We start from the raw sequence: 25936 nt of genomic DNA, 5'->3' as shown, positions 1-25936 counted from the left end.
CAAAACCGTAACCGGACGGCAGCCCGTCAGTCTGGGCCGTATAAAGCCGTCCGGTTTTGCCCAAAGGCCGCAGGTTCTTCTTCAAAAAATCCTTCGCTTTTAGTACCTTGCGGCCTTACCTTCAGTTCCTTCTTAATGTTCTGGCACCGCCTTTCGGATTTTATCTTAAAAAACCGCATCTCCCTCCTGATCGCCATTTTCGTTGGTACGGTATTCATGGCCTACCAGGTCACCCAGATCCAGCTTTCCTACGAAGTGGCCCGGATTTTACCCTCCAACGATCCAGATTTTGAGTTGTACGAAGCGTTTAAGAAACGGTTTGGGGAAGACGGCAGCGTTATGGTCATTGGCATTGATACGCCGGACCTGTACAAACTCTCGGTTTTCAACGGCTGGCACACGCTGAATCAGGATATTAAGAAATCGCCGGGCGTCCAGACGGTTCTGTCGGCGGCCAGCCTGTTCCGCCTTGTCCGCAACGACAGCATCCGGCAGTTTCAGGTTTTGCCCATTTCTCCCCGACCGCTCACCAACCAGGCCGAAGCAGACAGCGTGCAGTCGCTGGTGGCTTCGCTGCCTTTCTACCGCGGTTTTGTTTCCGACAGCGCCGGGCGGTCTCACCTGATGGCCGTCACCTTCGACCCGAAAGCGGTGAACACCAAAGAACGCATTGGCTACGTGCTGGAAATTGAGAAGAAAGTAAGGGCCTTCGGCGATAAGTTCAAGATTCCGGTGCACCTATCCGGGATGCCCTACATCCGGACCAAGTTTACCAGGAAAGTCAGCAACGAAATGGTTTTGTTCATGGGGCTGGCGTTTGGCGTAACGGCCCTGATTCTGCTGTTTTTCTTTCGCTCCCTCGTGGCGGTACTGGCAGCCATCAGCATCGTAGGCGTGGGCGTCATCTGGTCGCTGGGCTTTCTGGTGTTGTTCGGCTACAAAATTACGCTGCTGACGGGTCTGCTGCCGCCCCTGATCATTGTCATCGGGATTCCAAACACGATTTTCCTCATCAATAAATACTTCGAAGAATTCAGCCAGCACGGCGACAAGGTTCGGGCACTGAACACCGCCACGGAGCGCATCGGCGAGATGACGTTTTTCGCCAACGTAACCACCGCCATCGGATTTTTCGTCTTCTATTTCGCCAGCAGCCCCATGCTTGCCCAGTTCGGACTGGTAGCGGCCCTGGGCGTGGTCGTCACTTACGCAATCTGCCTGATTCTGATTCCGATTGTATTTGGGTATTTGCCCGAGCCGTCGTCGAAGCAGCGCGGCCACCTGGAAAGCCGCTGGGTGGTTTCGTTCCTGAATTGGGTGAATCAGATCGTGCACCACCGCCGACGGGTCGTTTACGCGTTCATTGGCATTCTGGTCATCGTCAGCCTGGTTGGAGCCGCGCAAATCAAAGCCGTGGGCTACGTGGTTGACGACCTGCCGAAGAACGATCCGATTTATACCGACCTGAAGTTTTTCGAGAAAAATTTCCGGGGGGTTTTACCGTTCGAGGTCTTTATTGATTCCCGTCAGCCGGGCCGGATTCTGACGCCCCAGACGCTGACCAAGATGCGGCTTCTGCAGCGCGAGTTTGAAAAATATCCAGAATTTACGCGCCCGCTATCAGTCGTTGAAGCGGCCAAATTTCTGTACCAGGGCTACCGCGGGGGCGATCCGAAATACTACGTTCTGCCCGGGGCGCTGGAAATGAGCAAACTGGCCGCCTACGCTCCCCAGATGAAAGGCCAGAGCAACGTATTCAAAGGATTTCTGGACAGCACCCGGCGGTATACCCGTGTCAGTTTCCAGATGGCCGACGTGGGCACGGTTCGCATCCGGGAGCTTTTGACGACCTTGCAACCCAAAGTAGATTCCATTTTCAACATCGACCGCGAAACCGGCCAGCGGGTTTCCAACGGCGACATGTACGACGTTCGGATTACGGGCAGCAGCACCATTTTTACGAAAGGTAACGAGTACCTGGTGGACAACCTGAAGGAGAGCGTCTACCTGGCCGTAATCCTGATCACGGCGCTGCTGGCGCTGCTGCTCCGCGACGTGCGCACGGTTATCATCTGCTCCCTGCCGCGCATCGTGCCCCTACTTATCACGGCGGGAATCATGGGTTACTTCGGCATCCGGCTCAAACCGTCGACCATCCTGATTTTCAGCGTTGCGTTCGGTATTGCGTCTGACGGTACGATCTATTTTGTAGCCCGCTACCGGGAAGAACTCCGGCGCGGTTTAAGCATTTCCAAGGCCATCACCAACACCATCCATCAGGCCGGAATCAGCATGATTTACACGGCGTTTATCCTCTTCGCCGGCTTTGCCATTTTCGCTTTTTCCACCTTCCAGGGCACCGTGGCGCTGGGTGTTCTGGTCTCGATCACGCTGCTGATGGGGATGGCCGCCAACCTGATTCTGCTTCCGGCGTTCCTGCTGTCGCTCGACAAACGCAGCCGCCCGAAAGCCGTTGCCAACAACGAAAGTCCGGCTTAAAAGCCAGCAGCCCACGGCCAAAACCGTGGGCTGCTCATTTATAGCTCGGTACCACTACACTTCCTCCAGCAGGCTCTGGAACGTGACGTGCTGGTTGCCGTACCGCTGCTGAATTTGGCCGAGCAATTCATCCGAATGGTATTTCTGGAAGCGAAAGAAATCCAGCTTACTCGAAAAGGTATACTGAAAGGTGTAGGTAGCGCCGTTGTTGTCAATTTCGGTGAGCAGGTGCAGAACTTTGTACTCCTGTGGCAGACCCGTGGCCATGACCGCCGGGATGTGTTCTCCCCGCATCCATTTCAGCCACTCCCGCTCAACACCCTTGTCGATGTTAACTGTCAGGTTGTAAAGAATCATTTAATTCAAGATTTGAGAATAGAGGTTGACGGAATTTCCAGTCCGCTCATCAAATAACACCAATTTGCCCGGATTTGTCCATAATCTTACGGGGATTCTCATCTGTCGTACCCGCAAATGTTGTTTCTTTGCCGTGAGACAAAACTACTCACTCCATGTTTTACAATATTTTACTACACGCCCACTCGGGACTCCGCTGGATTGTACTGATTCTGTTACTGGCTGCCATCGTCACGGCATTCCGCAAATGGCAGGCCCACGATGAGTACACGGCCGGCGACAACAAACTCTATTTATTTGCCCTGATTGCCACCCATACCCAGTTCCTGATCGGGTTGATTCTGTACTTCATCAGTCCGAAAGTGCCCCTGGGCACCGGCGTTGATTTTGGCAGCATCATGCGCGAGAGCATTTACCGCTTCTACACCGTTGAACACCTCGCCGGTATGCTGATCGCGGTGGTTCTGATTACCATCGGCCGGTCGAAGTCCCGGCGGCTCAGCGGCCCCATTCAGAAACACCGCACGGTTTTCATTTTCTTTGGTCTGGGCCTGCTCCTCATCCTGGCGTCTATCCCGTGGCCTTCCCGCATTCCCGGCGCGGGCTGGTTTTAATAATTGGCTCCGTACCGACAGACTACAGCCGCGGGGGCGTTCGTTGTTCAGGAGTTACGCTCAATTTTACGGATCAATGCACCCTGCGCCCCAGCAACGTACCGTTCTGACCTGGGTTCAGCCAACCCAGGCCGAACGGTACGAAATTTATTCGGAGCTGGGCATTCCGCAGGCCGTCCTGACCATCAACAGCCCTGGGCTGGCCACCCTCGAATTCGGCTCCGGAATCTATCTCATCGAGCGAAAAAACCAGTTTACGGCCCTTACCGTGTCTGATGCGGACGGTTCGCTGATTGCGACCATTCAGACGGGCTGGTGGGGGCGCCGGGAGCTGACGTTCGAAGATGGGCGCACGCTGCGGTTTAGGTCTTCCGGTTTTTTTCGCAGCCGCTGGATCTGGCGCAGTGCCGACGGAGAGCCGCGGGCGGTGGTGCAACGGAGCCAGATCTTCTTCTCCCCCGACCGCCCCATTCGCGCGGGTTTGTCGGCCCTGCTGGCGGGGCTGAGCATTTATTTTCTGGCGACCCAATCGCTGAAACGGTTTCATTAACTTTTCGTTTACGTAACAACCCATACCGTGATACAAACCCGTCCCCTATCCGTATCGCCGGATCAGCAACTCCGCAACATTGGCTGGAACTGGATGCTCGGCACCGACACGTTATCCTACCTGACCAACGAAGCCGTGGTGGTGAGTCCGGAGGAAGCCGACGCCTACTACGAAGCCGCCAACCAACTGTTCGAGATGCTGGTGGAAGCCGGGCAGCACGTCATCGAAAACAATCGGTTCAACGAACTGGGCATTCCCGCCAACCTCGTCGATCTGATCAAACTATCGTGGAATGATGATCGGAACATTCAACTCTACGGGCGGTTCGACCTGGCCGGTGGCATTGCCGGTCAACCCATCAAGCTCATCGAGTTCAACGCCGACACAGCCACCTGCATTCCGGAAACGGCGGTGGTTCAATATGCTCACCTGCGCGCCAACGGTCTGGATGAGAAGCGTCAGTTTAATGCCGTTTACGAAACGCTGGTCAGCCAGTTTCGCGAGGTTCGGCAGCAAAACAGCGACCTGCCACCGACCCTGCTGCTTTCCGCCATGCGTGGTTTTCCCGAAGACGACAGCAATGTGGCCGTTTTGGGCGAAGCAGCCCGGGAAGCCGGTTTTACGGTTGATTTCGAGTACATCGACCGGGTTGAGTTTTCCGACAACGAAGGAATATACAAGCAGAACCCCGAGAACGGGCAGTTCGACAAGTTTAACTTCTGGTTTAAGCTAATTCCCTGGGAATACATTGGTTATGAAGAAGCCGATCTGGCCAATATTCTGACCGAAGCCGTACGCCGTCGGCAGGTGGTGGTGATCAACCCGGCCTACTCGCTGCTGTTTCAGTCGAAATACATCCTTAAGATTTTGTGGGAGTTGTATCCGTATCACCCGCTGCTGCTCCAGACCGATACCCAACCGCTCACCGACCGACCTTACGTCGAGAAGGTACTGTTCGGACGCGAAGGGGCCAACGTTCGTATCGTGGATGAAAAAGGTCGGGTAACCGCGGAAGCCGAAGGAGACTATGGCGATTACCCGAAAATTTATCAGGAATACATTGAACTGCCAACGGACGCCACCGGCAACCGGTACCAGGCCGGGGTGTTCTTCGCGGGCGAAGGCTGCGGGCTGGGTTTCCGGCGCGGGGGGATCATTCTTGACAACGGTGCGCAGTTCGTCGGGCACATCGTGGAGTAAAGCAACGACTGCTTACCCCATCAGCAGCGATTCCCCTCCGTCGATCCAGATCGGCGTACCGGTGATGTGGCTGGCCCGGTCGGAAGCCAGGAACGCAACCAGCTCGGCCACCTGTTCGCTGGTGCCAGGCTCGCCGTCGGTCAACGGAATAACGCCTTCCGGAAATTCAACCGGTTCGCGGGCCGACTCCAGGTCGCGTTTCTGGGTATTCTCATCGATTTTGGTTTCAATCGCGCCCGGGCAGATAACGTTGACCCGAATCCGGTGTTTGGCCAGTTCCAGGGCGGCCATTTTGGTGAAGGCCACCTGCCCGGCCTTGGTGGTCGAGTAGGCCGTTGCCCCGGTGTTGCTGAAAATCCGGGTTCCGTTCACGGAAGCGGTTACAATAACCGAACCGCCTTTTTCTTTCAGCAGTGGAATGGCGTATTTCAACGTCAGGAAGGTCCCGCGCAGGTTGATGTTCATGGTTTTGTCCCACTCGTCCGGTTCCAGTTCTTCGATAGGGGCCCAGACGCCGTTGATTCCGGCGTTGGCAAAAACAATATGCAGTCCGCCAAACTGACGCTGTACGTCCGCGTACGCCTTTTCCATGTCCTCGGCCTTCGAGATGTCGGCCAGCACGAGCATGGCCTCGCCCCCGTCCCGCTGAATTTCCTCAACGGTTTCCTTCAGTTCGGTGTCGGTGCGGCCCAGCGCAGCTACGCGGGCTCCTTTGCGGGCCAGCAACAGGGCGGCTGCCTTGCCGATTCCCGAACCGGCCCCGGTTATCAACGCTACTTTTCCGGTAAATTCTTTATCTTGACTCATCATGTCACCAGCGACTTATGTGTTTCTATCCTACTTTACCCGAACCCCGCCCCTTTTGTTAGAAAATTCCCTAAATGATGCTAAATTTTCTACGCAACGTATAGTTTTAAACGGATCGTACAGGACCGTTTGGCACAAACCATCTCTATCCTCCATGAACAGCCTGAATCTTTACAGCATTGCCGCCGTTTACATTATATCGGGTTTACTGCATTTTTTTCGCCCCGAACCGTACCTCCACATCATGCCGCCCTACATTCCCTATCATTCGCTGATGGTGTTGCTCAGCGGGGTTGCCGAACTGGTGCTGGGCGTTGGGTTGCTGTTTCCGGCAACCCGTTCGCTGGCGGCATGGGGGCTGATTCTGCTGTTGATTGCGGTTTTTCCGGCGAATGTTTACATGGCAACGGCCGATAAATTCGCCAGCATACCCGCCTGGATCCGCTGGGGGCGGTTACCGCTTCAGGCCGTCCTGATCTGGTGGGCGTGGCGATTTACCTGACCGACCCGTTCAGGCCGGACGGCTTTTCCGCCACCGAATCCCCTCTTCCACTTCTCCGGCCCACCGAAAACCGTTCTTCTGCAGCACCCGCTGCGAAGCAACATGGTTCACCGGCGTATCGGCAACCACCGTTTGCACGTCCGGATGCTGAAAAAGCCAATCCACAAAACAACCGACAGCTTCGGTTGTGTAGTTTTGGCCTTCAAATTTTCGGTCCATGAAATAACCAATCATTGTCTGCCCGGTATTGTCCGGCGGTCCAGCCACTCCGATGCCCCCGATGGTCAGGTTCCATTCCCGGTGGACGATCAGCCAGTTGGTGTACCAAAACCAGGCCTCGGGGTGAGCCTTCACATTGGGGAGGACAAAATGCCGGGTCGCTTCGGCAAATTCTTCCATGAAGCCGTTTTCGGCATTCAGTTCCAGGTTCGAAACCGTTAGACCCCGGGAAATTTCCAGGGCTCTGCGACTAGTAAGCAAGTGTTCGAGGTCGGATTCGCTAAGCGGTATGAGTTGTAAGCGCGTTGAAAATAAGGGAGTCATGGATGCAATGGTTTACTGATTGATAAAAAAGGCAATAGCGGGCATGTCACCCCAGGGGCGATGGTTTGACCCGTTAATCAATCAGTAAGCCATTCCCGGCACGGAGCCGTAAAGAAGTAACGTTTTCAGAGGCAGTTATTTAAACCGATACAAAAATAAGCATTCACTCCAATTGCCGCTCAGGTTTTGAGCCAACGGCTCACCCAAGGTCGAACGGACTGACGGGAGTAACAATCTGGCTTGTTAAATAAAAAAACGGATTCTAAACGGGCCGGAATGAAACGGGACTAGTTATATAGATCAAGTGATTTTGTCATCAAAAAGCAATGTCTATGAAAACCCCAGAACGATTCAACCGTGCGATCAGTGCACTGGTAAACGCATATTTTACCGACACGCTGGCCAAAGGAGATTGCAATGCCTGTGCTGTCGGCAACATTGTTGCAGCTGGTTACGGTGCGAAAGTTTATAAGGATTCGCTGGGCGTACTGCGCTGCGAAGTTGAAAATAACAAATGGGCCCGCTTTTTCTTTACCCACGGCAAGCGGCAGGTGATTCACTCCTACAAAGAATTAATCAACTCGCCCAGCATCGTTCCTTACTTTGTTCAACTGGGCCTGGAAAACATCAAAATAACCGGCTATTCCATTAAAGATCTGGCCCGGATTGAAGCCGCCTTTGAACGCAATACGTCCATTCACGTAAAGGATTATCCCGCCCACACCAAAGAGCAGATCAGCGCGGATCAATACAACGGTCTGATGGCGGTTGTCGATGCCCTCTGCCGGATCGAAGGAATCGCGGAAGTGAAGGAGTACAAAGCCCTGTTTGCCGAAGCGGTCTGAGACAAAACCCGGACGTATAAACGTCCGGGTTTTACTTTGATCAGCGAACCCAGGCACTTTGCCTACCCATTTTCTGCGCTCCAGCGCTATCGCCCCCGCAGTCACCCGAATGCCGCCTAAACTTACTTGGATCTACTCTCAACGGCTTTATCGATTGTCTACTAATCCCAGTTAAAACAAAACCCGACCGCAGCGCAATCGAGTTGTTTTCCATTCGTGACGTATTCAGAATGCTGGATTACCGTACAGGGCCACCCAAAACAAAACCCGGCAAAAACTGCCGGGCCTGTAAGTATTGTAACATCTTAATTAGTCCGAAAAAGAATCTCTCTAAGCGCTGCTTGTACCCTTTCGTCGCCACGACAAAGGGTGGCTCCAGCCCTTAGAGGAAGCCCGAAGACTGTTGTAAAGTTCTTGAAAATGCCCGAGTTACGTCTGAGAAAAACTATAACTGGTGAAGCAATTTCTATAAGATGCGAAGCAAATCGCGCTATAATCCGACACGGCGGTACTTACCAGATGGATATTACTCCCGTTTCGACTTGGTAAGCTGGCTAAAACGTATACCTGATGATACCAAAAGTCAGCAACCCGTTTACTCTTGCGAAAACGGTTAACAGCCCCGGATCATTCCTCTCAAGAAGGATCAATGGATTGCTCTTACGATGAAGCCTTCTCCGGCTGAACTTCACCTGAATAAGCCGAACATCCTTCTTTTAGGCAATAAACTTCTACACGCCAAGGCAGATCGGGTGAAGGGACCAATCAATAAAAAAACTACTTTTATGGCTTTCTGCTAAATCAATACGAAACCATAAAAATGAACCTTTCAAAATCGCTTCTATTAGCCGTTGGCGGAACGCTGCTGTTCACCGCCTGCAAAACGGAAAAAGAAGAAACGGCGACCCGAACCGTTTTTTTCGACAAAACCGGCATGGACACAACCGTTGCGCCGGGCAACGATTTCTTTTCGTACGCCAACGGAAGTTGGATTAAAAACACTAAAATCCCCGACGACCAGTCGGGATGGGGCTCCTTCTACACCTTGTTCGAAGAAAACCAGAAGAAAACCCGGTCCATTCTGGAAGAAGCCGCAGCCGCCGGAGCCAAGAAAGGAAGCACGGAGCAGAAAGTGGGCGATTTCTATGCCAGCGGTATGGACACGGTAACCATCGAGAAAAAAGGCTACGAACCGCTGAAACCGGGTCTGGCGGCCATTGCGGCTTTGAAAGACTACCAACAGTACCTGAACTACGTAGCCGCCGACGAAGCCGACCGGGGGGGCGCCCTGTTCGGGTTTTACGTTGGGGCCGACGACCGGCGCAGCGACATCAACCGGATCAATTTCAGCCAGGCTGGCCTGAGCCTGCCGGAACGGGAATACTATTTTAAGAATGATGAAGAAACGAAGAAAGTCCGGGCGGCTTTCGTCAATTACATTACCAAACTCTTTACGCTGACCGGCGTGGATTCGACTACGGCCCGCAAAAAAGCCGACGGGATTCTGGCCTTCGAAACCAACTTAGCCAAATCGCACAAAGCCGCGGCCGACCTGCGCGATGCGATCAAAAATTACCACAAATACGCGGTAGCCGATCTGAACAAACTGACGCCCAACATCGACTGGACGGCCTTCCTGAAAACCATGACGGCCAAAACCGATACCGTCTTGATGGGCCAGCCCGAATACTACCAGGCACTCAGTACGTTACTGGCGTCGACGCCCTTCGACGTGATCAAAGACCAGCAGACGTTTCGCTTTATTGACAACAACGCCAGCCTGCTGAGCAAACCGTTCGTGATGGCAAAATTCGAATTTGCCGGAAAAACGCTATCCGGTCAGAGAGCGCTGTCAGAACGCTGGAAACGCGTGGCTGATAACACCGATTCGTACCTGGGTGAACTGCTCGGCCAGTTGTGGGTAGAAAAATACTTCACACCCGAAGCCAAAGAACGGATGCTGACCCTGGTTGACAACCTGCAGAAAGCCTACCGGAACCGGATTGAAAAACTGGACTGGATGTCGCCGGAAACCAAGAAAATTGCCCTCGAGAAACTGGACGGCATCACCAAAAAGATTGGTTACCCGGACAAGTGGAAGGATTATTCGGATGTCGAAATTAACCGGGATGACTATTTTGGCAACATTCAGAGCGCCCGCAAACACGACAACAAGGAGAGCATGGGTAAAATTGAAAAACCGGTGGATCGGAGCGAATGGGGAATGACCCCGCCGACGGTAAATGCCTACGCAAACCCAACGTTCAACGAGATCGTATTCCCGGCCGGCATTCTGCAATTCCCGTTCTTTGACAAGGACGCCGACGACGCCATCAATTACGGAGGCATCGGGATGGTTATCGGCCATGAACTGACGCACCTTTTTGACGATCAGGGACGGCAATATGACGTGAAGGGAAATCTGCGCGACTGGTGGCAGAAATCGGATGCCGATAAGTTTACGGCCAAAACCAATCAGGTGGTTACTCAGTACAACAACTACACGGTTCTGAACAACCTGAACCTGAACGGACGCCTGACGCTGGGAGAAAACCTGGCCGACCTGGGCGGTCTGGCGATCTCCTACGATGCCTTCAAGCTGACCGATCAGGGCAAAAGCAACGAGAAAATTGACGGTTTCACGCCCGACCAACGGTTTTTCCTGGGTTTTGCCCAAATCTGGCGAACCGTCATCCGCGACGAAGCGCAGCGGGTTCGTGTGCAGGTTGATCCGCACTCCCCCGCCAAATTCCGGGTTAACGGTCCGCTGACTAACTTTGCGCCTTTCTACCGGGCATTTGACGTTAAATCCGGCCAGAAACTGTACAAACCCGAAGTGGATCAAACCAAAGTCTGGTAATGCAAACCTGCGGTTTTTCGCCCGTGCTGAATTGCGTACGGGCGAAAAACCGCAGTTCTTCAATACCGATCCCGGGCCGGGATGTGGTAATTAAGGCCAACTTTGATCTGTGGGCCCCGGTTATTCCCCGAATAAACCGGGGCTTTATCGTAATAATTATTTTCGATCATGGCCTCCACACTCAGGCTATTTGCCACTTTCAGGCCCATACCAATACCAATGTTGATGCTGCTGAAACCGCGACGGTCGTTAGGCCCCACATCACTGGATTTGAATTTCCCCACATTAAAGCCCCCTTCACCGTAGACGTAAAAGTTGTTGCGTACCGGGTAATACCGCAAAAAGGCCCCCGCTGAGTTTGCCCGGTAGCTGGTGTTGGCCCGGTTTTCAAAAGCGCCCCGAAAACCAACTGCTAAGCCCCGCTGAACAAAACAGGCCGCCCGTGGGCTAAATATTGTATACAATCCTTGACCCCGACCGGTTGCGAAACCAACCGAAGCGCCCAGCAGGAAAGCCCCGCTGCGAAACCAGGGCGAATTGGTGCGGTCAAAATACGAGGGACGAACATCGAAAAATACCCGGTTTGAGCGCAACGTGGTGTCTGGCTGGGTTGCTACGGGAGGAGTATCCCGCCGGAGTGTATCGGTTTCCTGCGCCTGTGCGATGGCGGTTGTTGTCAGACTTATTGTTACCAGAAAGAGTATCCGGTGAATAAACGTTTTCATTGGCTAGCATTGAGTTGTTCCCTTACAACTCAGCAATCCAAAAATTGTTATTAAGCAAAAAAACGGCGAATCACACGGAATCGCTTCCGGTAATTCGCCGTAATCTGGCGTGTACACGTTTAGATTTGCCCCAATACGTCGATCAACTGGCTGATCTGCTCAGCGTTGGTGGCCGGGAAATTGGCAATCCGAATCTGCGAATCTTTGAATTGGCCGTAACCGCTGCCGACAATCAGACCGGCTTCCTTCGCCTTACTGATCACCTCCGCCGACGGCCGCTGGGTGTTGGCCACCACCACGGTTCGCGAACGATGGCGTTCTTCCTTGACGAAGGGTGAAAATTCCGGATGGCTTTCAATGAATTTATACAGCATTTTGGCCTTCTCCTCCGTTTCCTTGCGCATGGTTTCAATGCCGATCCGGTTGAAATCCTGCGCAATTTTGCCCAGCAGGTAGATGTAAAGGACGTTGGGCGTTGCGGGCGTCTCGTAGGTCTGGAAGTTTTTCCAGAGGGTCGGCAGGTTGTGGTGGGCACCGATGTGCTGATCGCCGTGCTTGAGCATCTCCGCTTTTTCAAGGCACTTATCCCCGGCAATCCAGACGCCCAGCCCGGCAGGCATCCCGAACGCTTTCTGCACGGAGAAGAAAGCCGTATCGATCAGCGAAAAGTCCAGATCCGGATAAGGAGCCGACGACACCATATCGACCGCCATCAGCTTCTTGGAGTTGCTGCGCTTCAGCTTGTGGATATCCACCGTCCGCATCTGCACGCCCGAACTGGTTTCATTGTGCGTTACGGCAATCAGTTCGGCGTATTCCGGCACCTGCACTTCGCCGTAGTCAAACCCCTCCCCGAACGGTTTCTCCTGCTTGTGGGTATACTTGTGGACCGCCGTTGCGTATTCGCAGAACTTCTTCGAAAACGACCCGTTGATCAGGTGAAAGCTTTCGTGTTCAACGCAATTGAGCATAATCCGCTCCCACACTTCGGAGGCTGAACCAGTAAAATAAATGCCGTGCGATTCGGGAATGGTCAGCAGTTCGCGCAATTGCTCGACGCAAAACTGGTACAGACTCCGAAATTTGGCACTCCGGTGCGAAATTGACCCGATCTGCTCATCCATGGCGGTTTGCAGATGCTGGTAAATCGTCGGATATAATTCTGCGGGTCCCGCGGTGAAGTAGGTTTGTTTCATAGTCAAAGGGTGAAAGATGAAAGCGTACAGGAGTGAAAGAACGAACCCGCGCTTTCACTCCCCAACACCCGCACTCTTTAGTATAACAATCTGAATTTGATGGTATTGTCAATGTGCCGCAACTCACTCACAACCTCGTCCGAATAATCTTTGGAAACGTCGGTAATCACGTACCCAATCTGCTCATTTGTTTTCAGGTACTGGCCGTGAATGTTGATGTGGTAGTTGGCAAAAATGGCGTTGATTTTCGCCAGAATACCAGGCACGTTGGCGTGAATGTGCAACAGCCGGTGCGAATCTTTCAGCAAGGGCAGTTGCAGTTCGGGGAAGTTGACACTACCGTAGGTGCTGCCGTTGTTCATGTATTCAAGCAATTTACCCGGCACGAAATTACCAATATTTTCCTGCGCTTCTTCCGTGCTTCCACCGATGTGGGGCGTCAGAATAACATTGGGCAAACCACGCAGTTCGTTGATAAACTCTTCGTTGTTGGTTTTGGGTTCGTACGGGAATACATCAACGCCCGCACCCGCAACCCGTCCGCTCTTAATGGCTTCGACCAGCGCCGGCACATCCACGATGTGGCCCCGCGACAAATTCAGGAAGATAACGCCCTCCTTCATCAGGCCAAACTCCCGCGCACCGATCAGGTTTTTGTTGCTGGCCCGCCCGTCGGTGTGCAGGCTGACAAAGTCCGAAATCGCCAGCAGTTCGTCCAGGCTCTTGCACTTCTTGGCGTTGCCGAGCGCCAGTTTATCGACAATGTCGTAGAAATACACCTCCATTCCCAGCGCTTCGGCCACGACCGACAACTGGGTACCGATGTTACCATATCCCACCAGACCGAGTTTTTTGCCCCGCACCTCGAAGCTGTTCTTGGCCGATTTGTCCCAAACGCCCTCGTGCATTTTGTTGCTTTTTGGTACGATGTTCCGCACCAGCATGATAATCTCGCCGATGGCCAGTTCCACCACCGAACGCGTGTTGCTGTAGGGCGCATTAAACACCGCAATCCCTTTTTCGGTGCAGGTTTTCAGGTCAATCTGGTTGGTACCGATGCAGAACGCCCCGATACACATCAGTTTGTTGGCGTGTTCGAGCACCCGGCTGGTGACCTGCGTTTTGGAACGGATGCCCAGAATAGACACATCCCGGATTTTTTCGATCAGTTCGTCCTCGTCCAGCGCTCCTTTGAGGATTTCCACATTGAAACCTTCACTTTCGAAGAGGTGAACGGCCACGGGGTGGACGTTTTCCAGCAGCAGCACTTTGATCCGGCTTTTGGGGTAAGACTGACTGCGGTTCAATTTGTTATGGTATAAAAACTCGTCGAGTGAAGGCGCAACATAATCGGCTTTTTCAATGACTTTTGGGCGCATAACATTTTCGGTGAAAGCGTAAAAACGGTTGGCCAGCCCCGACTCACGAATCTCGTAATCGGTGTATCCGTCGCCTATTACGTAAATGTCGCCGTCCAGGTTGAGGTCCCTGATCAGCTTCACTTTCCCTTTGTCAGTCGCCAGGGGATTTTCACAGTCGCAGCCGACAATGTTGCCCGCTTCGTCGAAGACAAACGTATTGGCAAACACATTTTCCTCTTTGATGCCCAGCAACGTAACGATGGGCACAATGAATTCTTTGAAACCGCTCGAGACGATCAAAATCTGATCGGCGTGTTCGGCCAGAAAATGCCGGTTGCGCTGAAAAGAATCCGAGATTTCATTCTTCAGCGTTTCGATCAGAGCGGGCAGGTGGTCGCGGTGGGCCGTCAGCAGTTGCAGCCGCATTTCGATGGACTGCGCCAGCGAAAGTTCCCCCGACATTCCCCGGTCGGTGATGATCTTGATTTTTTCGAGAATGGCTTCCCGGTCACGGTGGGCAGCCAGTGAGATTTCACCCAGTACATCCAAAGCTTCTACTTTGGTGAACGTGCTGTCGAAATCAATGACGAAATACGTCTGTTCGAGCGTTTTGGTTAACATCGCTTTACTCCTGATAATTGTCGGCATTTAAACTATCTTCCAATGCCTGCCTTAGTACCGGAAGATGAACTATACTTATTTTTCAGATAGTCTCGTAATCAACACCACTGTGACGACGGCATTCCTTACCGCCCAAACGCCCCGCTATCGCCCGCTAATCGCCTTTTAAAAACCGTAATGCCCGCTCCTCCGACCAATAAGCTGCTTTACGGCGGTCGGCCGGAGCGAAACCGCAGTGACCGCCCTGGGCCGGAAATTCCATCCAGACGTTGGGCAGTTGCTGCGCCAGTTCTTCGGGAAAACACTCGCGCGACAAAAAAGGATCATTTTTAGCATTGACGATCAGGGTCGGGATCGCAATTTTATCCAGGTACTGCAATGAACTGCTCTGCTGATAGTAATCTTCCGCATCCCGAAAGCCGTGCAGCCTGGACGTGAACAGGTTATCAAACTCCCGCAAAGTTCGCACTTTTTGCAATCCGTCCGTATGAATCACACCCGGCATTATCGCAGCTTTCTCAAAAACTTTCCGTTTGAGCGTCCGGTTAAACCGTTTGTTGTAAATCTGACTGTCCCAGGCTTCCAGTCGGCGGGATGCGCTGGTCAGGTGAAGCGGCACCGAAAACACCACGGCTTTTTCAATGACCGGATGAATGTGCTTCCCTTGTTCGCCGAGGTATTTCAGCGTAATGTTACCCCCGGCGCTGAAGCCCATGAGGTTGAGGTGCCGATACCCTTTCTGCAAAGCATACTCAATCACAAACCGTAGATCGCTCGTTTCGCCCAGGTGATAAAACCGCGCCTGCCGGTTCATTTCTCCGCTGCAACTCCGGTAATGCCAGGCCAGGCAGTCAAACCCGCTGGCCGTCAGATGCCGCACCATTCCGGCCAGATACTGCCGCCGGGAGTCACCCTCCAAGCCGTGGGAAAGAATCGTTAAGACTTCAGCGTTAGGAATTAGAGGTTGTTCTGCTCCTGAACTCTTACCTCCGGAAAGGCTCCAGTCCAGATCCAGGAAGTCATCATCCGGCGTCTCGATCCGTTCGCGGACGTACGGTACCTCGACTTTCCGGAACAGCGACGGAATAATCGTTTGCAGGTGACCATTCCACAAATGAGCGGGCGGACGGTAATCTGACGGAGCAATCAGCGGCATAGCATTTCATTGAAGAAACACAAAGGTACACGGTTAGGAATCAATGGGAAAATCAAAGCTCCGGAAAGACCAAAGAGATTATTTTTAACCCTCCATTTATCAGTATTTGCCTTTACGTTTGTATTATTTTTACAGTTAATTCAACTTATTTTGCTGGCGAATTAAACCAATTGACTATTTTTTGCTCTAAGTTTTGTTTTCTTTGTGACAAATCATTCACCTAAAACAGTTTAGTACCTATGAAAAAAGGATTGTTATTCATTCTGGCGCTCCTCTTCACCGCGAACACTTCCCTTGTTTTGGCGCAGGCGAAAAGTCCGCACGTAAAGGCCGAAAGCCCTGGCAAAAGCATAAAAGTTGTTTATGGTCAGCCGTCGAAACGGGGACGGGCTATCTTTGGTCCGAACGGTCTGGAAAAATACGGTAAAGTATGGCGTACGGGTGCCGATGAAGCCACCGAAATCACGTTTGCCAAAGATGTTATGTTCGGCGACAAAATGGTGAAAGCCGGTACGTACACCCTCTTCACCATCCCTGATGAGAAAGAGTGGACAGTAATTCTGAACAGCAAACTCGGTCAATGGGGTGCTTATGACTACATCGACCCGGTAAAAGGCGCTGAACTGAAGAAAAAGGACGTAGCCCAGATCAAGGTTCCGGCCAAGACAACTTCCGCACCGGTGGAAAAACTGACGATCACCCCCACCGAATCGGACGTAACCATTGCGTGGGATCAGGCTTCTATTTCCATTCCGGTTAAACCAACCGGCGGAACCAACTGAAGGAAAGCCCTCGGCGCAGCTCGCCAGCGAGGCCCTTACTAAATGAAAAGAGCCCGGCCATCTGGCCGGGCTCTTTTCATTTAGTAAATTAAGAGTGAAGAAGTAAGAGTTATGAGTTGGTGACCGCAGCGCGACCCTTCACTCTTACTTCTTCACTCATGACCCTTTAAGGCTGGTCTGGATTTTTGGTGGCGGCTGTTTTGCCGTTGGTGCCCAGTGAATTGATCCAGGCCGCAATTTTCAGCGCGTCGGCTTTGGGAACCTGCGGCATCGGCGGCATTTCCGTGGCATAATCCGGCCAGTTCTGCGGTTTCGGATTGTAAATCAGCTCAACAATTTTCTCGTTGCTGTAACCCCGTTTGGCAACATCCGAAAACGCCGGACCTACCTGCCGTTTTTCGGCGTTGTGACAGGCCGAGCAGGTGTGCCGGTTCAGCAGCGGTTTTACCTCCTCAAACGTCGGTGCTTTGGCGATCAGCACCCCGGTTTTTGTACCGGCAGCCGCCGTGGTTTTGGCACCGGCTTTGGCGCCGGGTTTCGCCGGAGCGCCTTTCTTGGCCGGCGTGGCCGGAGCCGCTTTGGCAGCCGCCGAGTTGGTCGTGCTTACCTCGCTCATGGCCAGCTTCTGTCCTTCCGGAATGTTGTTCAGCGTGTAATACGCCGTGGGGTGCACCAGCGAATACGATCCTTCTACCGCCCGAACACCCTCGAGCGTGATGTTATGGATATAATACTGACGCAGGTTGTCTACAATTACGCGGGCTTTCAAACCGTCGGGCGACACTTTTACGCCTTTCACCGCGCAGGTTTGTTTGTTAACCGTCGGGCTGCCGTATACCGGGTGGTATTTATAAATGAAGCTTTCAACGGAGTAAGAAGCCAGGTCTTCGGCCGATTTGCGGTCAACGGGCATCGTAAATTCCACCTCAAAACCGTCGGGCATGGCACGAACGGCCCGCATCTCGAACGGCATCTGGTTGTTCCAGGTCAGGCGTTGCAGCCCTTCATCGGCTTCGCCCGCTGAGCCCCAGCCCCGGTTGGTTTCGCCCACGAACAGCGAACCATCTTTGGCCCAGGCCATCCGCAAAACGCCCGAGCGGAAACCACTGCGAAAATCAATGGAAGCACCCTGGAATTCACCATTCACTTTTTCCATGAACACGCGCGTGATCTTGCTCTGACCCTGATCGCCCACCAGCAACTGGCCTTTGAACGGCCCGAACGACCCTTCTGGAATCTGAGTGATCTCGGAGTTGGAAATTCCCTGAATACCGTGGGGCAACCACACCACCGGCAACTGGATTTCCGGAAACTCCTTCTTCATTTCAAACAGAGTCACGAATTTTTCGTCCACCACGTTTTCCGGTTTGATGGCCCGGCCCCGCTCGTCGCGGTTATCGCGGGGGTTCACTTTGGCGTACACTTGCTCCTGCGTCAGTTTGACCGGTGACTTCGGATCACTGCTCCAGCGCAGACCCGCCGGGTGACCAATATACGCACCTTTCTTAACGTGCCAAACACCGCCTGAACCGATCCAGTCGCCCTGGTTGTCGGCGTAGAACAGTTCACCGTCAATCATGCCCAGACCCGCCGGAGACCGGACGCCCGTTGCCCAGGGTTCGATTTGCCCGTCTTTGGTAATGTGCATAATCCAGCCGCGCCAGGGGACCCGGCTTTCGCCCGCCCACCATTTCTCATCACCAAACGCTACGTTGCCCGAGATGAAATACGAACCATCAGGCGCCAGCTTCGGGCCGAAGGTATATTCGTGGTAGTGCCCCGAAACCGGAATGTTGGTGACGGTTTCGATGACATCCGCTTTGCCGTCCTTGTTGGTGTCGACCAGTTTGGTCAGCTCACCGCGTTGCGCGCAGTAGAGAGCACCGTCTTTGTAGGCCAGCCCCAGCACCTCGTGCAGCCCCGACGCAAATTTGCGGAAGAACGGCCGGCGGCTGGTTGGGTTTTCAACAATCCAGATGTCGCCCCGGCGGGTAGCCACGCCCAGATCCCCGTTCGGAAGCACGGCCAAACCGCCCACTTCCAGCAGCGTTCCTTCCGGTGCCGACACTTTCAGAATTTTGTAAAAATCTTCTTCCTTGGGCGATTCCTGCGCCCAACCCATCGAGAAAGCGGCCGCTGATAGCAGAGCGCTGAAGGCCGTCCGGCGAAGAATCGATGTATTAATTCGCTTCATATATAGTTAAAACAAGATCGAGTAACTCAGTTTTCCCTTCACCGGAACGATTAGTTCCTGCCGTTCGCCCACTTTCCGCACCGTTGGCGTTGCGCCCCCGGCATCGTCGATGCGAACGTAATAGGCTTTGCCATCCACGATGTACATGCCGTTTTCCATCGGAGCAATGCTATTGCCTTCCACCAACCGGGCGTACAGATTAGCCGACGGATTTTGCACGGTCAGCTCCCGGCGAACCCCCTGGCCATTTTCGAGCACCCGCACGGCATCCGTTACGGTAGCGCCGTAGGTTTGGTAGCGGAACGTCGGACGGTCGTTTTCGTCGAGCACGTAGCCTCTTGGCCGGAAGCCACTGCCGGTCGTATCGGTGGTCCAGGCGGCCTGCGGAGACGACAGGTTGGTCAAGCCCAGCAACGGCGTCCCCAACCACTGTACCATACCCATTGGCCGCGATGAGCCATCACCCCGGTCGTGCCACATCGGCGTTGCATCCAGAAATTTACCGCGCCAAACCTGCAACAGCGTACCGTTGTCCATATCGTAGGTATAGTGCACCTGCTCGGGGCTGCCCACCGAAACCGCGTGTACAACCCGCAACGTCCGGCCCTGCGCGTTCTTGTAGCCGGGCATGTCCATGAAGCTGCGTAGAATGGTGTTCGACGACGCATCGACCAGAATCGGGTCGGTTGGGTCGCCGGAATTGTTGTTGCTGGCGTCGCTGATGATGTATTCGCGGATACCGGGACCGGTAACGGCCAGTCCGATGGACGGTTTGGCCCAGTCTTCCAGCTTGGCGTAGATCAATTCAAACGGTACATCTCCGGCCGGTAGCGTTACGCTGCCGTTCTGGCGACGGTCGCCCGGGGTGATGACCACTTTGTTGTTGATTTTCATCATACCACCCCCACCGGCGGCCCCCAGGTTGAAGGCATATTCACCCGGCTCTTTCACGCGCAGCGTGCCCGTGTACCGAATCAGAAAATCGTTTGGAATCCGGGTTACGTTCGCCGTCAGCATGACCGACGAACCTTCGGCTTCGGGCGGTAACTTGCTGAAATCCGGCTCTTTGTCAAACCGTCCTTTGTAAACCGCATACTTCAGGTTCATCAGCTCCGGACGGGGTTTGTCGTAATTTTTAATGACGATGTTGCGGATGGCCACCGGTCCGTGGTCGCCCTGAATCCGCAGCGGTCCCATCGCCACTTCGTTGTTGCCCAGTGCCCCGCGGGTCGGTCCCGAGAGTTCAACGTTTTCGTGGATTGCCACGCCGTTCAGTTCAACGAGCAGCATCCGGGCATTTTCAATTTTCTTGCCGCTGGCGTCGAAGCGCGGGGCCTGGAATGATATTTTCAGGTGTTGCCACAAGCCCGGTGCCCGGCTGGCGTTCTGGCGGGGTGGGTGGCCTTCGTAGCCCTTCTGCCCTTCGGGTTTGCTGTCGTCCCAGCGCTCGTAGATTCCGCCATTATCCCCCGCTTTGGGCGTTTTCACCCCCCAGCTGTCCAGCAACTGAATTTCGTACCGCCCCTGCAGGTAAATGCCGGAATTAGAACCTTTGGCGATCAGGTAATCCAGGTCCAGATCCACGTCACCGTGCTGAAAATTCGACACCAAATCGATGTTACCGTCTTTGACGGGTAAGTTGGCCAGCACACCGGTGCCCTTTGTGCTGGTTAATACGTTGTTCTGATTAAGGTTCGCCGAAACATCACCGACGATCTGCCAGTTTTTTCCGGGTTTCTGGAATGCGCTCAGGTCGTTGAGCGGCAGCGCACTGGGCTGATCCGATTTGGGTTGCGCAATTGCTAACCCAACGTTGCAGACCCAGCCGACACCCAACAACACCCGAGCCATCGTTGCGGTCATAGAATTAAAGATCATATGGTTTTGAAATTTGGGGTGGAAAGTTACCACATTTTTAAATTTTTTTATAAATAGTTGTCCCCATCGGCGTAAACTGTTTTTCTAACTGTAAATTTTCGGGTTACAAATATGACTCAAAATTCCCAAATCCGCTGGGTAATCAGACTATCTTTCAGAGACATAAATCCCATACAGTTTTTTATTAGAAAGAACTGCAACGGGTTCTCACAAGTAGGACAAATCGCATTATGAGTGTATTTTTAATGCTGAATTTTCTTTCGCCGTCAATGCGCCTTATTTTTTGTTTGTCACTGCTGCTTGTCCTTGCCCACGCTCAGGCCGTTGGGCAGTCCGGGAAAGGCGACCGCCTGACCGGTGCCCATTTCGCCACCCGCAGCCCGGTACTGGGCAAGCACGGCATGGTTGCCACCAGCCATCCGCTGGCAACCCAGACGGGTCTGGCGATTCTGAAACAAGGCGGAACGGCGATCGACGCGGCCATTGCCGCCAACGCCATGCTCGGTCTGGTGGAACCCAACAACTGCGGAATCGGCGGGGACCTGTTCGCGATTGTCTGGTCTGCCAAAGACCGGAAGTTATACGGCTTGAACGCCAGTGGCCGTTCGGCCAGAGGATTGACGTACGCCAAACTAAAGAGTTTACTGGGCGATCAGAAGCAACTGCCGCTGTACGGTCCGCTGTCGGTATCGGTGCCGGGTGCGGTCGATGGCTGGTTTGAGTTGAACAAACGGTTTGGAAAATTGCCGATGAAAACGCTCCTGGCCCCCAGCATCCGGTATGCCAGGGAGGGCGTTCCGGTGCCGCAGGTCATTGCCTTTTCCTGGAAAACCGCTGTCAGTCGGCTGGAAGCCAGCCAGAAAACCGTCGGAGAGTTTGCGAATTTCCGCAAGACCTTTCTGGTCAACGGCCAGGTTCCCGCCGAAGGTCAGCTATTCCGGAACCCGGATCTAGCCGCTACGTATACCGCTATCGGTACCGGAGGACGGGATGTTTTTTACAAAGGTTCTCTGGCCAATGCGATGGAGCGGTACGCCCGCCGAACGGGAATTTACCTGCGAAAGGAAGATTTGGCGGCCCATCGGAGCACTTGGATTGAGCCGGTTTCGGTGAATTACCGCGGGTATGACGTTTACGAACTCCCGCCCAACGGTCAGGGCATTTCGGTGCTCCAGATGCTGAACATTTTGGAGGGGTACGACCTCAAAGCGCTGGGTCACAACAGTGCCGATTACCTGCACCTGCTGGTCGAAGCCAAGAAGCTGGCGTTTGAAGACCGCGCCCGGCATTACGCCGACCCGGACTTTTCCAAAATTCCACTGCCTTGGCTCCTTTCCAAAGAATACGCGGCCCAACGCCGTAAACTCATCGACCCCAACCGGGCCGCCGAGCGCATCGATGCTGGGGTGCCGGTGTTGCAATCCGGTGATACGGTTTACCTGACAGCCGCCGACGACGAAGGCAACATCGTGTCGCTGATCCAGAGTAACATGCTCGAATTCGGTAGCGGGATGGTACCCGACGGCCTGGGCTTTACGTTCCAGAATCGGGGCACCAGTTTCAGCCTGGAAGAAGGTCACGCAAACGTGTATGCGCCGGGCAAACGGCCTTTTACCACCATCATTCCCGGTTTTGTCCTGAAAAACAATCAGCCTTTTCTGAGCTTCGGCGTGATGGGCGGGGCCATGCAGCCGCAGGGCCACCTGCAAATTCTCTGCAACCTCATCGACTTCGGCATGAACGTGCAGGAAGCCGGTGATGCCGCGCGGTTCAGCCACGGCGGCAGCAGCGAACCCACCGGAACCCAGATGCTCGACGGCGGCAAACTGGCGCTCGAAAGCGGTATTTCCGAAGCCGTTCGGCAGGAATTGCAGCGCCGGGGCCACCGCCTGACTGACACCGACTTTTTCGGTGGGTATCAGGCCATCCAGATTATGCCCGCCAACCGCGTTTACCAGGGAGCGTCCGAAATGCGAAAAGACGGACAGGCCGCTGGCTATTGAATTAAACTACATCAACATGATAATTGATCTGCGTAGCGATACCGTTACCAAACCCACTCCGGCTATGCTGGAGGCCATGTTCCGGGCCGAAGTTGGCGATGATGTCTCCGGCGACGACCCCACCGTAAATGCCCTGGAAGAAAAAGCCGCCCGGCTGTTCGGTAAGGAAGCCGCGCTGTTTTGCCCGTCCGGCACGATGACCAACCAACTCGCCATCCGGACCCACACCCGCCCCGGCGATGACGTGATCTGCGATCAGCTTTCCCACGTCTACCTCTACGAAGGGGGCGGCATTGCCGTCAACGCGCTGGCGTCGGTGACCCTGACGCAGGGAAAATTCGGCAAACTAACGCCCGAACTGGTCCGCGACCATATTCAGCCCGACGACGTACACCGGCCCCGTACGCAGCTGGTTTGCCTGGAAAATACCGTCAACAAAGGCGGGGGCTGTTACTACACGCTGCCGGAAATTAAGGCAATCCGGGACGTTTGCGACGAACACGGCTTGATCCTGCACCTCGACGGAGCCCGGCTGTTCAACGCGCTGGTCGAAACCGGCGAAACCCCGCTCGAACACGGTACCTTGTTTGATTCCATCAGCATCTGTCTGTCCAAAGGGCTGGGCTGTCCGGTGGGCTCGTTGCTGCTCGGCACCCGCGATGTGATCAAGCAGGCCCGGCGTTACCGTAAAGTGATGGGCGGGGGCTGGCGGCAAGCCGGATATCTGGCTGCGGCCGGTCTATACGCCCTCGACCACCACATTGACCGACTGAAGGATGATCACCGCCGGGCCAGCGCCATTGAGCCAATGCTCAGGTCCCTTCCGGAAGTGGAAGACATTTATCCGATTGACACGAACATCGTCATTTTCCGTCTGAACGAAACGGTGCTGGCGACCGACTACGTCCGGCAACTGGCGGAAAAGGGAATTCGGTGCAGTGTGTTCGGCAAACACCTGGTACGCTTCGTGACGCACCTGGATTTTACGGACGACCATCTGGCAGAATTACAAAAAAGGTTGGCCTGAATGGGTAGAAACAAGCAAGGCGATTACATTTAATTTATCTTTGAACCCGATATTTCGTACAACTCATTGTTTACACAATCCTACATGTTACGAATGAAGAAGAATTTCTTAGCCCTAATCTTACTGGCCGGTACGGCTCAAGTAGCGGTTGCTCAGGAAAAACGGCAGCAAAATCCGGAATCGTCTGAAATCTGGGAACCCGTTCCGCGCGTGGTCACGCCGGGCGTTCTGTCGCCCAACACGGCATCAGGCACCACGGCTCCTTCGGACGCCATTGTGCTGTTCGACGGCAAAGACGGCAGCAAATGGGTTTCCGTGAAAGACTACAATCCGGCCAATTGGGGTGGCGTCACCGAAGGGTCCAACACCTGGCCGATCCGCGACGGCGCCATGTTTTCGGCCAAAGGAGCCTCCCTGCGGACGAAGCAGGAGTTCCAGGATTTCCAGCTCCACATTGAGTTCAGAGCCCCGGAAAAAGTAGAAGGTAGCGGTCAGGGACGCGGCAACAGCGGTATCTTCCTGCAGGGCCGTTACGAATTGCAGGTGCTGGATGGCTACAACAACCCGACGTATTCGAACGGGATGGTGGGTTCGATTTACAAGCAGGCAATTCCGCTGGTGAACCCAAGCCGTAAACCGGGCGAGTGGCAAACCTATGACATCATCTATTACGCACCGCGTTTCAACAAGGACGGCATGATGTCGGAGCAGGGCAAAGTAACGGTATTGCTGAACGGCGTTCTGGTGCAGTACGATACCCGCATCAAAGGCACAACGGAATACATCGGTTATCCGAAAGTACAACCCCACGGCAAAGGCCCGCTGCTGCTGCAGGACCACGGCAACCCGGTTGGTTTCCGGAATATCTGGATTCGGGAGCTGTAAGGCGGGTTCGATTGAGTCAGGATAGGTTATTTCGCGGAATTGAGCGGAGTTTACGAGCGTTTAGCGGAGGAAGCCTCTGCATCACTCCGATATTCTCCGTTAAACTCCGCGAAATAACCTTTCTTGTTTATATTGCGTCTAAATAATTAGATTCAATGAAATACTTCCTCCTGTTCGTTCTCGGCTGTTTGGCGTTCACCAGTGACAAACCGGCGTATCAATTTTACACCCAGAAGCTAAAGACCATTTCCTACGAGAAGGTGTTGAAAGAAGCCAAGGACGCCGATGTGGTCTTTTTTGGCGAACTGCACAACAATCCAATTTGCCACTGGCTGGAGTTGCAGCTAACCAAGGATTTGTACGCCGATCGGAAAGAGCAGTTGATTCTGGGGGCCGAAATGTTTGAAGCCGACAACCAGACGGCTTTGTCTGATTACGTTTCCGGCAAAACCACGGACAAGGAGTTTCCCAAACAGGCCCGGCTCTGGAACAATTACAAAACCGATTACCGTCCGCTGGTCGATTTTGCCCGGGAACACAAATTGCCGTTTGTCGCCACGAACGTGCCACGCCGGTACGCCAGCGCCGTGGCCCGGCAGGGGTTGGCTTCGCTCGATACGATTCCGGCTGCCCAGAAAGCCTGGATTGCGCCCCTCCCGCTCACAGTTGATCTGACGCTGCCCGGCTACAAAGCCATGCTCGACATGATGCACGGCGGTGATGCCAAACCCGACCCGGAGCAGGGCGCCAATTTTGCCCGCGCCCAGGCTATCAAGGACGCCACAATGGCCCATTTCATCCTCCAGAACCGCAAACCCGGCACCACGCTTCTGCACTACAACGGGTCTTATCACTCCAACAATTTCGAGGGAATAATCTGGTATCTGCGTCAGAAGCAGCCGGATTTAAAGATTGTCACCATTGCGTCGGTTGAAGTACCCGATGTAGAAAAGCCGGACAAAACCAATCAGAATCTGGCTACTTTTATTCTGCACATCCCGGCCGACATGACAAAGACCTATTGACGGCGCTGCGGAAACTGCGACGGGCAACCCGAGTAAACCTGTTTAATGCGCGCCTGATCAGCCTGTGTGACTCGCCTAGTCTGCGACGGTCTCAATAGGCCCGCTTCCCCGCCCTCTTTAGCATCGAAGCCGATCCAGTAAACAACGGTTTGGGGAGGACCCACAAAAAGACGACTCCACGCCCGGACCAGACACTTAATTTTACCTTTCCAAAAGATTTCCAGGCGCACTGGATTCGATTCATAAGCGTCATTGCTTGCGAAGCTACGGCTTTCTTGTAATTCAACTAAAACTTTTTCGCTAGAT

21 protein-coding genes are annotated in these 25936 nt (G+C 53.9%); 12 read left to right on the top strand and 9 right to left on the bottom strand.

Going from position 1 to position 25936, the window contains the following annotated elements:
- Positions 1 to 135: 135 nt before the first annotated feature.
- A complete protein-coding gene (locus OQ371_RS16325; RefSeq protein WP_265989208.1) occupies positions 136 to 2499 on the top strand; it encodes an efflux RND transporter permease subunit in 2364 nt (787 codons plus the stop codon).
- Positions 2500 to 2553: 54 nt separating this feature from the next.
- On the opposite strand, the gene OQ371_RS16320 is transcribed toward OQ371_RS16325, so the two are convergent.
- The gene (locus OQ371_RS16320; RefSeq protein WP_265989206.1) at positions 2554 to 2856 is read right to left on the bottom strand and encodes a DUF4286 family protein; all 303 of its coding nucleotides are present in this window, start codon (positions 2854 to 2856) and stop codon (positions 2554 to 2556) included.
- 155 nt (positions 2857 to 3011) lie between these two features.
- Between OQ371_RS16320 and OQ371_RS16315 the strand changes: the two genes are divergently transcribed.
- The 3 genes from OQ371_RS16315 to OQ371_RS16305 all read left to right on the top strand — a co-directional run bounded on the left by OQ371_RS16315 (position 3012) and on the right by OQ371_RS16305 (position 5220).
- A complete protein-coding gene (locus OQ371_RS16315) occupies positions 3012 to 3470 on the top strand; it encodes a cytochrome B (RefSeq protein ID WP_265989205.1) in 459 nt (152 codons plus the stop codon).
- Between the two features lie 76 nt (positions 3471 to 3546).
- Positions 3547 to 4020, top strand: coding sequence for a hypothetical protein (locus OQ371_RS16310; protein ID WP_265989203.1), 474 nt, complete (start codon positions 3547 to 3549; stop codon positions 4018 to 4020).
- 27 nt (positions 4021 to 4047) lie between these two features.
- Positions 4048 to 5220, top strand: a complete 1173-nt coding sequence (locus OQ371_RS16305) for a glutathionylspermidine synthase family protein (protein ID WP_265989202.1) — start codon at positions 4048 to 4050, stop codon at positions 5218 to 5220.
- 12 nt (positions 5221 to 5232) lie between these two features.
- On the opposite strand, the gene OQ371_RS16300 is transcribed toward OQ371_RS16305, so the two are convergent.
- A complete protein-coding gene (locus OQ371_RS16300; RefSeq protein WP_265989201.1) occupies positions 5233 to 6030 on the bottom strand; it encodes an SDR family oxidoreductase in 798 nt (265 codons plus the stop codon).
- A gap of 151 nt (positions 6031 to 6181) precedes the next feature.
- Here OQ371_RS16300 and OQ371_RS16295 point away from each other — a divergent pair, with 151 nt between their 5' ends.
- On the top strand, positions 6182 to 6529 hold the full coding sequence (locus OQ371_RS16295) for a DoxX family protein (RefSeq protein WP_265989200.1): 348 nt from the start codon (positions 6182 to 6184) through the stop codon (positions 6527 to 6529).
- A gap of 9 nt (positions 6530 to 6538) precedes the next feature.
- Here the strand turns inward: OQ371_RS16295 and OQ371_RS16290 are convergent, their stop codons facing one another.
- Positions 6539 to 7072 carry a GNAT family N-acetyltransferase gene (locus OQ371_RS16290; protein WP_265989198.1) on the bottom strand — a complete coding sequence of 178 codons (534 nt, stop codon included), beginning with the start codon at positions 7070 to 7072 and terminating at the stop codon, positions 6539 to 6541.
- A gap of 332 nt (positions 7073 to 7404) precedes the next feature.
- Here OQ371_RS16290 and OQ371_RS16285 point away from each other — a divergent pair, with 332 nt between their 5' ends.
- Positions 7405 to 7917 carry a hypothetical protein gene (locus OQ371_RS16285; protein WP_265989196.1) on the top strand — a complete coding sequence of 171 codons (513 nt, stop codon included), beginning with the start codon at positions 7405 to 7407 and terminating at the stop codon, positions 7915 to 7917.
- A gap of 820 nt (positions 7918 to 8737) precedes the next feature.
- Complete coding sequence (locus OQ371_RS16280; RefSeq protein ID WP_265989194.1) at positions 8738 to 10777, top strand: M13 family metallopeptidase; 2040 nt, start codon at positions 8738 to 8740, stop codon at positions 10775 to 10777.
- Positions 10778 to 10836: 59 nt separating this feature from the next.
- Here the strand turns inward: OQ371_RS16280 and OQ371_RS16275 are convergent, their stop codons facing one another.
- The 4 genes from OQ371_RS16275 to OQ371_RS16260 form a co-directional block, all read right to left on the bottom strand.
- Positions 10837 to 11502 carry an outer membrane protein gene (locus tag OQ371_RS16275; protein WP_265989193.1) on the bottom strand — a complete coding sequence of 222 codons (666 nt, stop codon included), beginning with the start codon at positions 11500 to 11502 and terminating at the stop codon, positions 10837 to 10839.
- A 119-nt stretch (positions 11503 to 11621) separates the two neighbouring features.
- A complete protein-coding gene (locus OQ371_RS16270) occupies positions 11622 to 12698 on the bottom strand; it encodes an aminotransferase class V-fold PLP-dependent enzyme (protein ID WP_265989192.1) in 1077 nt (358 codons plus the stop codon).
- Positions 12699 to 12775: 77 nt separating this feature from the next.
- The gene (gene serA, locus OQ371_RS16265; RefSeq protein WP_265989191.1) at positions 12776 to 14680 is read right to left on the bottom strand and encodes a phosphoglycerate dehydrogenase; all 1905 of its coding nucleotides are present in this window, start codon (positions 14678 to 14680) and stop codon (positions 12776 to 12778) included.
- A 154-nt stretch (positions 14681 to 14834) separates the two neighbouring features.
- Entirely contained in the window at positions 14835 to 15836 is a 1002-nt protein-coding gene (locus tag OQ371_RS16260) for a YheT family hydrolase (protein WP_265989190.1), read from the bottom strand.
- Positions 15837 to 16075: 239 nt separating this feature from the next.
- Between OQ371_RS16260 and OQ371_RS16255 the strand changes: the two genes are divergently transcribed.
- Entirely contained in the window at positions 16076 to 16618 is a 543-nt protein-coding gene (locus OQ371_RS16255) for a DUF2911 domain-containing protein (RefSeq protein WP_265989188.1), read from the top strand.
- A 166-nt stretch (positions 16619 to 16784) separates the two neighbouring features.
- Here OQ371_RS16255 and OQ371_RS16250 read toward each other — a convergent pair whose 3' ends face one another.
- Together OQ371_RS16250 and OQ371_RS16245 are read right to left on the bottom strand one after the other, a co-directional pair.
- Positions 16785 to 18812 (bottom strand): c-type cytochrome, encoded by a 2028-nt coding sequence (locus OQ371_RS16250; protein ID WP_265989187.1) that lies wholly within the window; start codon positions 18810 to 18812, stop codon positions 16785 to 16787.
- A gap of 6 nt (positions 18813 to 18818) precedes the next feature.
- On the bottom strand, positions 18819 to 20690 hold the full coding sequence (locus tag OQ371_RS16245) for a 3-keto-disaccharide hydrolase (RefSeq protein ID WP_265989186.1): 1872 nt from the start codon (positions 20688 to 20690) through the stop codon (positions 18819 to 18821).
- A gap of 269 nt (positions 20691 to 20959) precedes the next feature.
- On the opposite strand from OQ371_RS16245, the gene ggt reads away from it, so the two are divergent.
- From ggt to OQ371_RS16225, 4 genes are all read left to right on the top strand, one after another.
- On the top strand, positions 20960 to 22693 hold the full coding sequence (gene ggt, locus OQ371_RS16240; protein ID WP_265989184.1) for a gamma-glutamyltransferase: 1734 nt from the start codon (positions 20960 to 20962) through the stop codon (positions 22691 to 22693).
- 16 nt (positions 22694 to 22709) lie between these two features.
- Positions 22710 to 23720 carry a threonine aldolase family protein gene (locus OQ371_RS16235; protein WP_265989183.1) on the top strand — a complete coding sequence of 337 codons (1011 nt, stop codon included), beginning with the start codon at positions 22710 to 22712 and terminating at the stop codon, positions 23718 to 23720.
- Positions 23721 to 23813: 93 nt separating this feature from the next.
- Complete coding sequence (locus tag OQ371_RS16230) at positions 23814 to 24605, top strand: 3-keto-disaccharide hydrolase (protein WP_265989182.1); 792 nt, start codon at positions 23814 to 23816, stop codon at positions 24603 to 24605.
- A 155-nt stretch (positions 24606 to 24760) separates the two neighbouring features.
- Complete coding sequence (locus OQ371_RS16225) at positions 24761 to 25630, top strand: ChaN family lipoprotein (RefSeq protein WP_265989180.1); 870 nt, start codon at positions 24761 to 24763, stop codon at positions 25628 to 25630.
- The last annotated feature ends 306 nt before the right edge of the window (positions 25631 to 25936 follow it).

The sequence above is a fragment of the Larkinella insperata genome (genome assembly GCF_026248825.1).
In the GTDB taxonomy this organism is placed as follows: domain Bacteria; phylum Bacteroidota; class Bacteroidia; order Cytophagales; family Spirosomataceae; genus Larkinella; species Larkinella insperata.
Note: the sequence above shows the minus strand (reverse complement) of the source record. Positions and strands in the feature narration are given on the sequence as shown.

Bases quoted from the DNA above. Each gene is read 5' to 3' on its own strand.
- OQ371_RS16325 (WP_265989208.1), top strand. From the start codon at position 136: ATGTTCTGGCACCGCCTTTCGGATTTTATCTTAAAAAACCGCATCTCC.
- OQ371_RS16320 (WP_265989206.1), bottom strand. From the start codon at position 2,856: ATGATTCTTTACAACCTGACAGTTAACATCGACAAGGGTGTTGAGCGG.
- OQ371_RS16315 (WP_265989205.1), top strand. From the start codon at position 3,012: ATGTTTTACAATATTTTACTACACGCCCACTCGGGACTCCGCTGGATT.
- OQ371_RS16310 (WP_265989203.1), top strand. From the start codon at position 3,547: ATGCACCCTGCGCCCCAGCAACGTACCGTTCTGACCTGGGTTCAGCCA.
- OQ371_RS16300 (WP_265989201.1), bottom strand. From the start codon at position 6,030: ATGATGAGTCAAGATAAAGAATTTACCGGAAAAGTAGCGTTGATAACC.
- OQ371_RS16295 (WP_265989200.1), top strand. From the start codon at position 6,182: ATGAACAGCCTGAATCTTTACAGCATTGCCGCCGTTTACATTATATCG.
- OQ371_RS16290 (WP_265989198.1), bottom strand. From the start codon at position 7,072: ATGACTCCCTTATTTTCAACGCGCTTACAACTCATACCGCTTAGCGAA.
- OQ371_RS16285 (WP_265989196.1), top strand. From the start codon at position 7,405: ATGAAAACCCCAGAACGATTCAACCGTGCGATCAGTGCACTGGTAAAC.
- OQ371_RS16280 (WP_265989194.1), top strand. From the start codon at position 8,738: ATGAACCTTTCAAAATCGCTTCTATTAGCCGTTGGCGGAACGCTGCTG.
- OQ371_RS16275 (WP_265989193.1), bottom strand. From the start codon at position 11,502: ATGAAAACGTTTATTCACCGGATACTCTTTCTGGTAACAATAAGTCTG.
- OQ371_RS16270 (WP_265989192.1), bottom strand. From the start codon at position 12,698: ATGAAACAAACCTACTTCACCGCGGGACCCGCAGAATTATATCCGACG.
- serA (WP_265989191.1), bottom strand. From the start codon at position 14,680: ATGTTAACCAAAACGCTCGAACAGACGTATTTCGTCATTGATTTCGAC.
- OQ371_RS16260 (WP_265989190.1), bottom strand. From the start codon at position 15,836: ATGCCGCTGATTGCTCCGTCAGATTACCGTCCGCCCGCTCATTTGTGG.
- OQ371_RS16255 (WP_265989188.1), top strand. From the start codon at position 16,076: ATGAAAAAAGGATTGTTATTCATTCTGGCGCTCCTCTTCACCGCGAAC.
- OQ371_RS16250 (WP_265989187.1), bottom strand. From the start codon at position 18,812: ATGAAGCGAATTAATACATCGATTCTTCGCCGGACGGCCTTCAGCGCT.
- OQ371_RS16245 (WP_265989186.1), bottom strand. From the start codon at position 20,690: ATGATCTTTAATTCTATGACCGCAACGATGGCTCGGGTGTTGTTGGGT.
- ggt (WP_265989184.1), top strand. From the start codon at position 20,960: ATGCGCCTTATTTTTTGTTTGTCACTGCTGCTTGTCCTTGCCCACGCT.
- OQ371_RS16235 (WP_265989183.1), top strand. From the start codon at position 22,710: ATGATAATTGATCTGCGTAGCGATACCGTTACCAAACCCACTCCGGCT.
- OQ371_RS16230 (WP_265989182.1), top strand. From the start codon at position 23,814: ATGAAGAAGAATTTCTTAGCCCTAATCTTACTGGCCGGTACGGCTCAA.
- OQ371_RS16225 (WP_265989180.1), top strand. From the start codon at position 24,761: ATGAAATACTTCCTCCTGTTCGTTCTCGGCTGTTTGGCGTTCACCAGT.